The 12,224-nt window shown below is 72.2% G+C and carries 11 protein-coding genes; 4 read left to right on the top strand and 7 right to left on the bottom strand.

All coding sequences use genetic code 11. The features are described from left to right. Positions 1 to 13: 13 nt before the first annotated feature. Positions 14 to 559, bottom strand: a complete 546-nt coding sequence (locus FHX71_RS16665) for a TetR/AcrR family transcriptional regulator (RefSeq protein WP_182618190.1) — start codon at positions 557 to 559, stop codon at positions 14 to 16. Positions 560 to 561: 2 nt separating this feature from the next. Continuing rightward, positions 562 to 1,155, bottom strand: coding sequence for a sugar O-acetyltransferase (locus FHX71_RS16670; RefSeq protein WP_182618192.1), 594 nt, complete (start codon positions 1,153 to 1,155; stop codon positions 562 to 564). A gap of 58 nt (positions 1,156 to 1,213) precedes the next feature. On the opposite strand from FHX71_RS16670, the gene FHX71_RS16675 reads away from it, so the two are divergent. Next, entirely contained in the window at positions 1,214 to 2,446 is a 1,233-nt protein-coding gene (locus tag FHX71_RS16675) for an MFS transporter (RefSeq protein WP_182618194.1), read from the top strand. Positions 2,447 to 2,588: 142 nt separating this feature from the next. Here FHX71_RS16675 and FHX71_RS16680 read toward each other — a convergent pair whose 3' ends face one another. Genes FHX71_RS16680 through FHX71_RS16695 form a run of 4 tightly spaced genes read right to left on the bottom strand, consistent with a single transcriptional unit; the run spans position 2,589 to position 8,501 of the window. Beyond that, positions 2,589 to 3,917 (bottom strand): ABC transporter substrate-binding protein, encoded by a 1,329-nt coding sequence (locus FHX71_RS16680; protein ID WP_182618196.1) that lies wholly within the window; start codon positions 3,915 to 3,917, stop codon positions 2,589 to 2,591. A gap of 20 nt (positions 3,918 to 3,937) precedes the next feature. Then, complete coding sequence (locus FHX71_RS16685) at positions 3,938 to 4,819, bottom strand: carbohydrate ABC transporter permease (protein WP_182618198.1); 882 nt, start codon at positions 4,817 to 4,819, stop codon at positions 3,938 to 3,940. Between the two features lie 11 nt (positions 4,820 to 4,830). Beyond that, positions 4,831 to 5,757, bottom strand: coding sequence for a carbohydrate ABC transporter permease (locus FHX71_RS16690; protein WP_376770135.1), 927 nt, complete (start codon positions 5,755 to 5,757; stop codon positions 4,831 to 4,833). Next, positions 5,754 to 8,501 carry a hypothetical protein gene (locus FHX71_RS16695; protein ID WP_182618200.1) on the bottom strand — a complete coding sequence of 916 codons (2,748 nt, stop codon included), beginning with the start codon at positions 8,499 to 8,501 and terminating at the stop codon, positions 5,754 to 5,756. Before FHX71_RS16695 ends, FHX71_RS16690 begins: the two co-directional genes overlap by 4 nt. A gap of 89 nt (positions 8,502 to 8,590) precedes the next feature. Here FHX71_RS16695 and FHX71_RS16700 point away from each other — a divergent pair, with 89 nt between their 5' ends. Then, the gene (locus FHX71_RS16700; protein WP_182618202.1) at positions 8,591 to 9,781 is read left to right on the top strand and encodes an ROK family transcriptional regulator; all 1,191 of its coding nucleotides are present in this window, start codon (positions 8,591 to 8,593) and stop codon (positions 9,779 to 9,781) included. A 10-nt stretch (positions 9,782 to 9,791) separates the two neighbouring features. Here the strand turns inward: FHX71_RS16700 and FHX71_RS16705 are convergent, their stop codons facing one another. Beyond that, positions 9,792 to 10,208, bottom strand: a complete 417-nt coding sequence (locus tag FHX71_RS16705) for a CBS domain-containing protein (protein ID WP_182618204.1) — start codon at positions 10,206 to 10,208, stop codon at positions 9,792 to 9,794. 270 nt (positions 10,209 to 10,478) lie between these two features. Here FHX71_RS16705 and FHX71_RS16710 point away from each other — a divergent pair, with 270 nt between their 5' ends. Next, positions 10,479 to 11,444, top strand: a complete 966-nt coding sequence (locus FHX71_RS16710; RefSeq protein WP_182618206.1) for a zinc-dependent alcohol dehydrogenase family protein — start codon at positions 10,479 to 10,481, stop codon at positions 11,442 to 11,444. Positions 11,445 to 11,491: 47 nt separating this feature from the next. Further along, positions 11,492 to 12,181: a CPBP family intramembrane glutamic endopeptidase gene (locus FHX71_RS16715; protein WP_182618208.1), complete on the top strand. Its 690-nt coding sequence runs from the start codon at positions 11,492 to 11,494 to the stop codon at positions 12,179 to 12,181. Positions 12,182 to 12,224: the final 43 nt, after the last annotated feature.

Here is a 12,224-nt window from a genome sequence, read left to right on the forward strand (position 1 = left end):
CAGATGTTCCGACCTACCCCGGCGTCGTGATGCGCCGCACAGCCTCGGTGACCGTCTCGGCCTTCGGCGCCTCGGTGTCCAGGGCGCGATGGATCGTCAGCCCCTCGATGAGGGCGTCCAGCATCCGCGCCGTGACCGGGTCGAAGTGCCGTTCCAGGGCGGCCCGGGACCGCGCCATCCACGCGTTGGTCAGCTCGCGGTAGGCGGGCTCGCGGGACGCGAGGGTGTAGAGCTCGTGGGTGAGCACCAGGTCGCGCTGGGTGCCGAAGACGTCCTCCGTGATGATCGCGACGACGGCCGCCCGGGCGCTGTCCAGGTCGGTCGCCGCGCTCATCCGCCGCTCGAACCCGTCGCTACCGGCCCGTGCGAACCGCCCGAACGCCTCGCGCAGCAGCTCGTCCATGCCGGCGAAGTGGTACGTCATGGAGCCGAGCGGCACGTCGGCGGCCGCGGCCACCTTGCGGTGCGAGATGCCGGCCACGCCCACCTCGGCGATCAGGTCGAGGCAGACGTCGATGATCCGGTCCCTGCGGTCGGGGTCGTGCCGGCGCCCGGTCACGGTCAGCCCTCGGTGATGTCGCGGACCACGCGGGCGGGGTTGCCCACGGCGACGACGTTCGCCGGCAGGTCGCGGGTGACGACCGCGCCCGCGCCGACCACGGTGTTGTCGCCGATGGTCACGCCCGGGCAGACGATGACGCCGCCGCCGAGCCAGACGTTGTCGCCGATCGTGATGGGCAGCGCGGCCTCCAGCTTGTCGCGGCGCGGCGTCGGCTCCACGGGGTGGGTCGGCGTCAGGAGCTGCACGTTCGGGCCGATCTGGCAGTCGGCGCCGATGGTGATCGTCGCGACGTCGAGCGCCATGAGGTTGTAGTTGGCGAAGGTGCGCGGGCCGACGTGGATGTTCCCGCCGTAGTCGACGAACAGCGGCGGCTTGAGGAAGGCGTCCTCGCCCAGCGTGCCGAGCAGGTCGTCCAGGATCGCGCGGGCGCCGTCGTCGTCGGCCACCACGGCGCGGTGGTAGGCGTCCGCGAGCGCCAGGCCGCGCTGGGCGAGCCGGACGCTCTCGGGGTCCTGCCCGCCGATGTAGAGGTCGCCGGCGAGCATGCGCTCGTGGTGGGTGCGGGGGTCGCCGGCGAAGTAGTCGTGAGCCATGGGCACAGCGTAGCGGGCGATGTGTACGACCGTACGTAACGCGGGTACGCTCGTGCGCATGTCGCTCTCCCCGGACGCCCGTCCGCCGCTCGCCCTCCGGCGCGCCCGCGCCGCCGTCGGCGCGCTGTTCCTGACCAACGGCGCCCTGTACGCCAACCTGGTGCCGCGTCTGCCGGAGATCAAGTCCGCGCTCGACCTCGACAACGCGTCCTACGGCCTGGCCATCGCCGCGTTCCCGACGGGCGCGATCGTCTCCGGGCTGGCGGCGGGCTGGATGGTGCGCCGGTTCGGCTCGGGGCGCGTCGCCGTCATCGGCACGGTGCTGACCGGGCTCGGCACCCTGGCCGCGGGGCTCTCTCCGACGTTCGCGCTGCTCGTGGCCGCGCTGTTCCTGGGCGGCGCGTCCGACTCGATCACCGACGTCGGGCAGAACACCCACGGGCTGCGCGTGCAGCGCCGGTACGGGCGGTCCATCATCAACGGCTTCCACGCGGTGTGGTCCATCGGCGCCGTGCTGGGCGGGTCCATGGCCGCGGGCGCCATCGCGCTCGGCCTGCCGCTCGACGTGCACCTGGGTATCTCGCTGGCGATCTTCGCCACCGTGGCGGTCGTGTCCCTGCGGTTCCTGCTCCCGGGGCGCGACGACGAGACGGCCGACGACGCCGCGGCCGGTGACGACGCGGCGCCCGCCTCCCGGGCCGCGGGCCTGCGTGCCCCGCGTCTGAGCGCGCGCACCCTGGCGATCGCCACGGCGCTGGTGCTGATCGGCATCGGCGGCGCCCTCGTTGAGGACGCCGGCAGCTCGTGGGCGACCCTCTACCTCTCGGCGGGCCTCGGCGCCCCGGCGGCGCTGGCCGCGACCGCGTACGTGTCGCTCGTCGGCGCCCAGACCGTGGGCCGGCTGCTCGGCGACCGCCTGGTCGACCGGTTCGGCCAGCGCACCGTCGCCTGCGCCGGCGGCGTGATCATCGCGCTCGGCATGGGCCTGGCGCTGGCGTGGCCCTCGGTGCCGGGCACGATCGCCGGGTTCGCCGCCGCGGGCTTCGGCAGCGCGACGCTCATCCCGGCCGCGATGCACGAGGCCGACGAGCTGCCCGGCCTGCGGCCCGGCACGGGCCTGACGATCGTGTCCTGGCTGCTGCGGCTCGGGTTCCTGTTCTCGCCGCCGCTGGTGGGCCTGGTCGCCGACTCGGCGGGCCTGCGGACGGGCCTGCTGGTGGTGCCGATCGCGGGGCTGCTGGTCATGTTCCTGTCGCCGGTCCTCCAGGGCCGCCGGATCGCGAGGGCTTGATTGACCCCTCTCCTTTGAGACCTAAGTTTCTTCGCTTTGGAGCGGCCCAAAGCGAAGAAACTTAGGTCTCAAAGGAGAGAAGCGTCAGCCGGGTCGGCGTCAGCCGGGTCGGCGTCAGCCGGTAACGGCCAGCCGGGCCGGGTCAGTCGAAGAGGGCGTTGACCTGGTCGTTCGCCTCCGTCAGCGAGCCGACGTCGGCCTTGCCGCCCAGCACCTCGTCCATCGCGGGGGTCATGATCGCGTGCACGTCGGAGGCGTGGTCGGTCACCGGGAAGAGGAACGTGGTGCCGTCCTCGACGTGGGTGGTGAACGGCGAGACGTCGATCCCCTTCTCGGCGAACGCCTTCGTGGCGAGCTCGGCGGAGCTCGTGATGGCCGGGAAGACGACGCCGGCCGCGCCGACGAGGTCCTGGCAGTCGGTCGAGCCGAGGAACGCGACCCACTTGGCCGCGCCCTCGGGGTTGTCCGTGCCGGCCCAGACGGAGTCGGCCAGCCCGTTGAACATGCTCGCGCGCTGCCCGTTCGGTCCGGTGGGCGTGGGCGCCAGCCCGACGTCGACGCCGTCGTACCCGAAGTACGTGGAGAGCATCCAGTCGCCGCTGATGTTGATGGCGGACTTGCCCGCGCCGAAGTTGTCGTTCACCGAGGCGCCGATCGTGGTCTCCAGCGGCGGCGCGTAGCCCTTCTCGATCAGGGAGTACCACCAGGCGATGGTGTCCTGGAAGCGCGGGTCGTCGTAGTTGTAGTGCGTGCCCCAGGGGTTCTCGTCCGTGTGGGTCCAGCCCGTGGTGGCGGTGTACATGCTCCACTCGGTCTGGCCGTTCTCGTACCCGGCGCCGGGGATGCCGAGGCCGTAGACGGCGACGTTCTCCTTGTCGAAGCCCGGCTCGTCACCCCGCACCCCGTTCGCGTCGACGGTCAGGCGCGCGATCGTCTCCTCGTAGGTGCCGCCGTCGTCGGGGTTCCAGGCGAGGTCCTGCATGTCCTTGTCGGACAGCCCGGCGTCGGCGACCATCTCCTGGTTGTAGAAGATGGCGACGGTGTCCCAGTCCTTCGGCAGGCCGTAGCGCTTGCCGTCCTGCGCGACCCACAGGTCGGCGAGGCCGGGCGAGTACTGGTCGAGGTCGACGTCGGCGATGTGCTCGTCCAGGGCCAGGAGCTGCCCGTTCGCGACGAACTCGGGGTACTTGGACACGTGGTCGGTGAACACGTCCGGCCCGGTGCCCGACGAGAACGCGGTGGTCAGCGCCGACCAGTAGTCGTCCCAGCCGCGCTGCGTGATCTTGACCGTCAGGTCGGGGTTCGCCTCGTGGAAGGCGTCGGCGCACTGCTGGTAGGCGGGCTGCTGGTTCGAGTCCCACAGCCAGTAGTCGATCTGGCCCTCCGCCTCGGCGCCGCCCGAGCCGCCCGCGCAGGCGGCCAGGGACAGCGATGCGAGGGCGGCGGCGCCCGCGAGCATCTTTCGCTTCATGGTGTTCCTTTCTGTCCCGGCTACTTGATGCCGGAGAAACCGATGGAGTTGATGACCCGGCGCCCGAAGACGGCGTAGAGGATCACGATGGGCAGGGCCGCGACGAGGGACGCGGCCATGAGCCCGGCCCAGTCGGGAGCGCCCTGCGGCGTCTGCGACCGGAAGACGCCGAGCGCGACGGTGAGCACCTTGGACTCCTCCGTCTGACCCACCAGAAGGGGCCAGAAGTAGTCGTTCCAGGTGTTGATGAAGGTGAGGATGCCGAGCGTCGTGACCGGCGCCGCGGAGATCGGCAGGATGATCCGGAAGAAGATGCGCCACGGCTGGGCGCCGTCGATCATCGCCGCCTCGTCGATCTCCTTCGGGATGCCCAGGAAGAACTGCCGCATGAAGAAGATCGCGAACGGGGTCATGAACAGGCTCGGCAGCATGATCCCGGGCAGCGTGTTCAGCAGGCCCAGCGACTTGATCGTCAGGAAGTTCGGCAGCGCCGTGAAGATCGGCGGCACCAGGAGCGCCCCGAGGAACACGCCGAACCAGACGTCGCGGCCCGGCCAGGTCAGCCGCGAGAAGGCGTAGGCGGCCATCGACGAGAACAGCACCTGGCCCACCGTCACGGCCGTGGCGACCACGAGCGAGTTGCGCAGGTAGAGCCAGAAGCTCAGCGAGGCGCCCGAGCCGCCCTCCGCCATCGCCTCCTCCGGGGTGGCGAGGCCGAGCACCCGCTCGAACGGGCCGAACGTGAGGTCGGCGGGCAGCAGCGAGAAGGACTGGGCGGCGAGCGCGTGGTTGTCCGACAGGGCCGTGCGCAGCATCCAGTAGAACGGCAGCACGGTGGCCAGGACGAAGAACCACAGCACGACCCAGGCCAGCACCCGGCCCCAGGTGATCCGTGTACGCATGTGCGCTCCCATCAGGACAGGTCGGACTCGCCGGCGCGCAGCAGTCGCATCTGCGCGAACGCCGCCCCGGCGAGGATGAGGAAGAGGACCACGGACATCGCCGACGCGTAGCCGAAGTGGCCGCGGGCGAACGCCTGCTCGTAGATGTAGAGCTGGAGCACGCGCGACGCGTTGCCGGGCCCGCCGGCCGTGGTCACGGCCACCGTGTCGAACACCTGGAAGGCGCCGGTGACGGTGATGACCAGCACGAGGACGAGCACGGGCCGCAGCAGCGGCAGGGTGATGCGCCAGAAGGTGCGCCACTCCCCCGCGCCGTCGACGGCGGCCGCCTCGTAGATGCTGGCCGGGATCATCTGCAGGCCCGCGAACACCAGCAGCGCGGTGTAGCCGAGGTGCCGCCAGGTGTTGACGCCGGCGATGGTCGCGACCGTCCACGCCTCGTCGCCGAAGAAGGCCACCTTGGGCAGCCCGACGGCGTCGATCACCGCGTTGACGATGCCGATGTTGTAGTCGAGCATCCAGTACCAGAGCAGGGCGACGACGACGTTGGCGATCAGGTACGGGAGCAGCAGGCTGCCGCGGATCAGCACCGACTTGGTCAGCCGGTGCATGAGCACCGCGAGCCCGACGGCGAGCACCGTCTGGAACCCGATGTTCAGCACCACGTACAGGAGCGTCACGCGGATCGCGTTCCAGAAGACCTCGTCCTGCGCCATGTCGACGTAGTTGCGCAGGCCCACGAAGACGGGGCTGCCCAGCACGTTGTACTCGGTGAGCGACAGGTAGGCGCCGCGCAGCGTCGGGTAGAGGTAGAAGACCAGGAACCCGAGGGCCGCGGGGGCAATCATCCCGAGCGCGGGCCAGAGCTGGGTGCGAGGCCGGCGCGCGACGGCGGTCGCGGTGGTCGCCTTGACGGCGGGGGTGGCGGTGGCGGTCACCGGCCCGCCTCGATCTGGTAGACGCGCACGTCCTCGCCCGGGACGACGGCGCGGAGCTTGCCCGCGGCCCGGCTCTCCTGGCCGGTCCACAGCTCGGTGACGTCGTACCGACCGCCGCCCAGACCGAGGTCCCGCAGCGGGAGGTCCGCCGTGCGCGGCGTCGGGCCGTAGTTGAACAGCGCCAGGTAGGTGGTCCCGCCGTCGTGCAGCACGAACGTGTCCGACGCCGTGAAGGCGTCCGGGCCGGCCTGCACCGGGGCGAACGACCGCCCGATCTCGGCGAGGTGGTTGATGCCCGGGTTCTGCAGCAGGTCGCGGGCCCGCTGCTTGATGACGGGGTGGCCCGTGGCGGTGAGGTCCTCGCTGACCTGGTAGATCCCCGTGATGGCGGCCGAGGTGACGCGCGCCCGATTCTGCCCCTCGGGCCAGATGCTCGGGTACGGGTCGTCCAGCAGGTACGCGTTGGCGTCGCCGTCGTACTCGTAGTTGCCGAACTGGACGTGGTCGCCGTCGTTGAACGCGTAGACCTCGTCGAGCCACCAGCCGTAGGTCAGGGAGTTGAGCAGGTACTCGGTGCTCTTCTGGTAGCGGTCGGGCTGCTCGGGGTGCCAGTTGTTCAGGGCGCCGTGCACGTCGCAGGAGATGCGGCGGGCGTGCGCGAACTCCGAGGCGAACAGCGGCGAGATCGCCAGGTCGACGAACATGTCCTCGCCCGCGACGTCGATCACCTGCGCCATGCCCTGGCGGAAGGCCTGCTGGCCGGTCCGGACGTCGTCGTCGTACCAGTCGTCGGCCTCGACGTAGCCGTGGGTCAGGAAGTCGAGCTTCACGTAGCGGACGCCCAGCTCGCGGAACTTGCCCAGGGCGATCCGGGCGCGGTTCTGCACGCCGGGGTTGGTCGGGTCCAGAGCCCAGGCGCCGTCGATGTTGACGGGCACGCCGTTCACCTTGAGCGCCATCTCGCGGTAGGTCTGGTTCTCGCAGGTGTCGCAGAGCTTGGTGCCGCCGATGCGCTCGTCCAGGCCCTCGCGCCAGAAGTTGGCGAACGGCTGGAAGTACAGCGCCGGCTCCTGGCCGCGCGCCTTCACGTCGGCGACGTACCGCTCGAGCTCGGCCCAGGAGGTGTCCGGGTCCTCGAAGGCGTACTCGGGCGCGAGCATCTTGTCCCAGTAGGAGTCGACGCCCACGTACGCGCCCTTCGCGGACTGAGTGTTGCGGAACCCGGGCGTCTCCTCGGCGAGGAACTGCGAGACCTCGTCCATGACGTCGGCGTCGCCGCCGCGGGCGCCGAGGCCGCCCCAGCTGTTGAAGCCGAAGGGCGTGCCCTCGTCCCAGGTGCGGGACTTCGCGGCCTGCGCGGCGGCCTTGCCGAAGGTCTCCATGCCCTCGCGCCAGTCCGGGTACAGACCCACGAACATCCGCGGGGAGCGCACCGTCGTGCCGCTGACCTCGGCGTGCGGCTTGAGCTCGCGGTTGAACTGGTACTTGTTCATCCCGTCGCCGTAGTCGTAGCTCCAGTCGGTCAGGCCGGCGGCGGCCTGCAGCCGGTCCAGCCCGCCGCGGTCGTTGCCGTCGGCCACGACGCCCGACTTCCAGGTGTCGCGGTCCAGGGAGCCGACGACGAGGCCGCGGCGCGAGGCGTCGTCGATGAAGGCGGTGACCTCGAAGCTGCGCCGCGCGGGCGTCACGTCCCGGATCTCCGGCGTCTCGTAGCGGACCCAGTGGTCGTTGTCGAAGGGCACGAGCACCATGCGGTTGTCGCCCGTGCGCCCCAGGTCCACCGAGCCGCGCCGGTCGGTCATGACCGGCACCATCATCGAGGTGGTGACCGGGCCGTCGGTGCCCGTCACGTCGAGCCGCACCGAGAACGAACGGTCGCCGTCGAACGCGAACTCCTGGCGGAGCGTGGGCAGGCCGCGCTTGGCGCAGGTGACGGTCGTGCGACCGGTGAGCCGGCAGGCGCCGTCGTACGCCTTGGTGGTGAGGAACCGCCCGCCCAGGCGCACCCCGCTGTAGAAGCCGGTCACGGCCTCGCGGCCGCCCCAGCGGGCGTCTGCGGTGCCGCTGCGCAAGGAGTAGTCGATGACGACGTCGCCGCCGCGGATCAGCGCGCGCTGGCCGCCCGGCGTGGCGCGGGTCGGGTCGACCGGCACCGGGTCGGCCGCGTCCGGGTCCGTGAGGGTCCAGTCCTTGGCGGTCGCTCCGGCGACGTCGACCCGGTCGAGGTCGGGGCCCAGGGCGCCGTCGGGGGCGCTGAACGTCAGGCTGTTCTCGCCCGCGCGCAGCGGCAGGTCCACGGTGGTGGTCCCGACGCGGTCCCAGCCGCCCGTGGAGGCGACCGGCACCGTGACGGTGTCGCCGCCGTCGGGCGCGACCGTCAGGGCGCGGGAGTCGTCGCCGCTCAGGTAGTGCAGCGTCACCTCGTAGGTGCCGTCCTCGGGGGCGATCACGCCGGGGACGTCGACCGTGGCCGACGGGTCGATGCTGCCGACCTTGCCGCCGCCCGAGCAGGCGGAGCAGCCGTTGCGGCTCGCGCCGTCGAGGACGACCTGGGTGGCCTCGGCCTCGATGGAGGCTGCGCCGGGTGGGGCTGGGGCTTCGGCGGTGGTGGCGGTCGTACCGGCGTCGGCGGCCGTGGCGACGGGCGCGACCCCGGCCGTAGCCACGACGGTGAGTGCCAGGCCGATCGCGAGCCACGACCGCGTGGCTCGCCGGACCTGGTCGGGTGCGGGCTTGTCTGACATCACGGCTCCTCCGGCGTCGTTGCTGGCTGCGGACACTCAAGCGTCTTTTTTTGTTGCTGTCAATTAAGTGACGCCGATAGAGTCGTGACATGTCCGCGACATCAGCCGCACCGGCGCTCAGCCCGGCGGGTACGCGCGTCTTCCAGCAGCTCGTGCGCAGCGGCGACGCCTCCCGCACCGCTCTGGCCCGCGACACCGGCCTGACGCCGGGCGCGATCACCCGCGCGGTGCGTCCGCTGCTGGAGGCGGGACTCCTGCTGGAGACCGGTGACCGGGCGTCCACCGACGGCGCGCTCGGGCGGCCGGCGACGATGGTGACCGTGCAGGCGGGGGCGCACCAGGTGATCGGCGTGAAGGTCACCGCCGACGAGCTCTTCGGCGTGGTCTGCGACCTGCGCTGCCGGGTGCTGGACGAGGCCACGGTGCCGGTGGGCGGCCACGGCCCGGAGGCGATCACCGACCTGATCGTGGGGCTGGTGGACCGGCTGCGGACGGGTCGGCCCGAGGTCGGGAGCGTGGGCCTGGCCGTCTCGGGCGACGTCGACGCCGCCACGGGACACGTGGGCTACTCACCCTTCCTGGGCTGGCGGGACGTGCCGCTCGGCACGGAGGTCGCCCGGCGCACGGGGCTCGCGACGACCGTCGAGAACGACGTCCGCGCCCTGCTCACCGGCGAGCGCTGGTATGGCGTGGGCCGCGGCATCTCGTCGCTGGCGCTCGTCACGGTGGGCACCGGCATCGGGTGCGCGCTGCTCGTGAACGGGCAGGTGGTGCACGGCGGCTTCGGCGTGGCCGGCGAGGTGGGCCACGTGCTCGTCGACCCCGAGGGCCCGCTGTGCCACTGCGGCAACCGGGGCTGCGTCGAGGCGATCGCGGGCTCGGCCGGCATCCTGGAGCGGATGGGCCAGGCCGGGTTCAAGGGTCTGGGCATCGGCGACGTCGCGGAGCTCGCCCGCTCGGGCCAGCCCGACGCCGTCCGGGTGCTCGCCGAGGCAGGCCGCGCCGTCGGGACGGGCATCGCCACCATCGCCAACCTGGTGGGGGCCGAGCACATCGTGATCACGGGCGAGGCGATCGGGAGCAGCCCCAGCGACACGGCCGACGACGAGCAGGACTACGACGTCATGGACCCGCACGTGCGCAGCGCGTTCGAGCAGCGGGCCTTCGGGTCGGCCGCGCGGGCCGCCATCGAGCTGCGCCCGCTCCGGTTCGTCGACTGGGCCCGGGGCGCGGCGGCGTGCGCCGTCGAGGACTTCGTGACGCACTACGGGCGGTCCTGACCGCCCGGGCTCAGTCGTTCGGTTCCGCGCCGGAGATGTCGGCGAGGGCCGACGTCGGGTCTCGCTCCACCGCGAGGTCGCCGATCGAGACGATGCCGACCGCGACGTCGCCGTCGACCACGGGGACACGCCGGACGGCGGCGTTGCGCATCACCTCGGCGGCCGCCTCCACGGGGACCTCCGGGCCGATCGTAACGAGGTCCTCGCTCGCGACCTCGCCGACCATCGCCTCGAGGCCGAGCCCTTCGGCCAGGCCGCGGACCACCAGGTCACGGTCGGTGACGATGCCGATCACGGTGGGTCCGGCCCGGACCACCAGGGCGCCGACGTCGTGCGCGGCCATCGCCCGTGCGGCGGCCTGGAACGTCTCGGACATCCCGATCGTGGTCGGCGCCGGTGTCATGACATCGGCGACTGTCTGGACCATGTCGCGCTCCTTCCTCGAAGAGGCCGGTGGCGGGCCGCCGCTCCGGCCACTCCCACCGTGCAGCGGGGCGGGTCCGCTCGCATCCCGGGCGTGTCCGGCGCTCCGGGCGTACCGGGCGCTCGGAGGCGCCACGAGCCGCCCCGGGCGGCGCATCTGAGGCAATCGGTCGGCCGCCGCTCTCACTTTCCCGAAGTGGACGGGGGCGTCCGTTAGCGTCGCGACGTCGTGCTGACGCAGCACGACGTGGACCGAGCACGACGGAGACGAATGATGCGAGCAGTGACGATCGAGCGGTTCGGCGACCCGAGCGGCATGACGGTGGGCTATGCCCCCGCGCCGGACCCGGGCCCGGGCCAGGTCGTGATCCGGACCGAGGCGATCGGCGTCGGCGGGGTCGACGCCGTGATCCGCCGCGGGACGCTGGGCGGATGGGGCTTCGAGCCCGGGCTGGTCCCGGGCAGCGAGGTCGCCGGCACGGTGACGGCGGTCGGCGCCGACGTCGACGGGTCATGGGTGGGCCGCCGGGTCTGGGCCTTCACCGGCGTCGGCGGCGGGTACGTCGAGCAGGCGGTCGCCCGCTTGGACGACGTCGTCCCGCTGCCCGAGGACCTGTCCCCGGTGGACGCGGTGACGCTCGGGAGCTCGGCACCCGTCGCCCACTTCGCGCTCGCCCACGTGCACCTCGCGCCCGGGGAGTCCGTGCTGGTGCGTGGCGCGGCGGGGAGCATCGGGATCGCGGCCGTCGAGCTCGCGGTGCGGGGCGGGGCGAGCGCGGTGGCGGTGACGACGTCGTCGGCGGAACGGGGCGAGCGCCTGCGCGAGCTGGGCGCGACCCACGTGCTCGACCGCTCCGGCGGCGGCGCCCCGGACGCGCCGGCGGCCTACGACGTGATCGTCGACATCGTGGGCGGGCCCGGCACCCCTGACTTCATCGACCGGCTCGCGCCGAACGGGCGCCTGGTCGTGGTGGGCGCGATCGCGGGGATGCCGCCGGCGGACTCCGGGGCGCGGCTCCTCGGCGGCGCGTTCCAGCAGTCCCGCTCTTTGGCGACGTTCAGCCTGGACACCGTGCCGAGGCCGGCCCTGGCGGCCGTGCGGGCGACACAGTTCGCCGACGCGGCGCGGGGCGACCTGCACGCCGTCGTGCACGACGTGCTGCCGCTGGACCGGGCGGCCGACGCGCACCGGGAGATGGACGCGGGCACCGTGTTCGGCAGGATCGTCCTGGTTCCATGAGAGCTGCGGTTTGACCGTGCCCCTGGGGCACACCCTGTACTGGTGCGATGAACACCAGAACCAGGACGGATCAGCCGGGCTGGCTCGAGATCGTGGTCGGCATCGCGGCGATGGCCGTGGTCGGATTCGCGTTCCCGATCCTGCTCAGCGACCAGATCGACCTGACAGGGGCGGGCGGGGGCGCCTTCCTGGCCTGTCTCTCCGGCATCGCGGGGCTCGCCGGGTTCGGCGCGGCGATGCTGGTGCGACGTCGGCCCCTGCCGGCGTTCGGCATCCGGCGGACCACGGCCCGCTGGCTGTGGATCGGCGTGGCGGGTGGTGCGGTCGCCCTGCTCGCCAAGGGTGTGCTGGTCCCGCTGTTCATGTGGCTGACCGACGTGCCGACCGACACCCAGGCCGGCTACGCCGCGGGCGCGAGCGGCGGGATCTGGCTGCTGATCGTGACGGCGATCGGGCTCGTGGTGCTCACGCCGATCGGCGAGGAGTTCCTGTTCCGCGGCGTCGTCACCACCGGCCTGCTCCGGTACGGGCCGGTGATCGCGACGGTCGGCAGCGCGGTGATCTTCGCGCTGCTGCACGGCATCAACGTGGTGCTCCCCGCGGCGCTGGTCGTCGGGGTCATCACGGCGGAGCTCCGCCGGCGCAGCGACTCGGTGTGGCCGGGTGTCGTGGTGCACGCGTTCAACAACTCGATCACCGTGATCGCGTACGCGGTGGCGCCGGGGATCGCCGCCTAGTCAGGCGGGTGCCCCCCTCTCCTTTGAGACCTAAGTTTCTTCG

The sequence above is a fragment of the Promicromonospora sukumoe genome (genome assembly GCF_014137995.1).
In the GTDB taxonomy this organism is placed as follows: domain Bacteria; phylum Actinomycetota; class Actinomycetes; order Actinomycetales; family Cellulomonadaceae; genus Promicromonospora; species Promicromonospora sukumoe.

Excerpts from the sequence above, each read along its gene's own strand:
- FHX71_RS16685 (WP_182618198.1), bottom strand. The coding sequence starts at position 4,819 with ATGCGTACACGGATCACCTGGGGCCGGGTGCTGGCCTGGGTCGTGCTG.
- FHX71_RS16670 (WP_182618192.1), bottom strand. The coding sequence starts at position 1,155 with ATGGCTCACGACTACTTCGCCGGCGACCCCCGCACCCACCACGAGCGC.
- FHX71_RS16715 (WP_182618208.1), top strand. The coding sequence starts at position 11,492 with ATGAACACCAGAACCAGGACGGATCAGCCGGGCTGGCTCGAGATCGTG.
- FHX71_RS16710 (WP_182618206.1), top strand. The coding sequence starts at position 10,479 with ATGCGAGCAGTGACGATCGAGCGGTTCGGCGACCCGAGCGGCATGACG.
- FHX71_RS16675 (WP_182618194.1), top strand. The coding sequence starts at position 1,214 with ATGTCGCTCTCCCCGGACGCCCGTCCGCCGCTCGCCCTCCGGCGCGCC.
- FHX71_RS16700 (WP_182618202.1), top strand. The coding sequence starts at position 8,591 with ATGTCCGCGACATCAGCCGCACCGGCGCTCAGCCCGGCGGGTACGCGC.
- FHX71_RS16705 (WP_182618204.1), bottom strand. The coding sequence starts at position 10,208 with ATGGTCCAGACAGTCGCCGATGTCATGACACCGGCGCCGACCACGATC.
- FHX71_RS16695 (WP_182618200.1), bottom strand. The coding sequence starts at position 8,501 with ATGTCAGACAAGCCCGCACCCGACCAGGTCCGGCGAGCCACGCGGTCG.
- FHX71_RS16680 (WP_182618196.1), bottom strand. The coding sequence starts at position 3,917 with ATGAAGCGAAAGATGCTCGCGGGCGCCGCCGCCCTCGCATCGCTGTCC.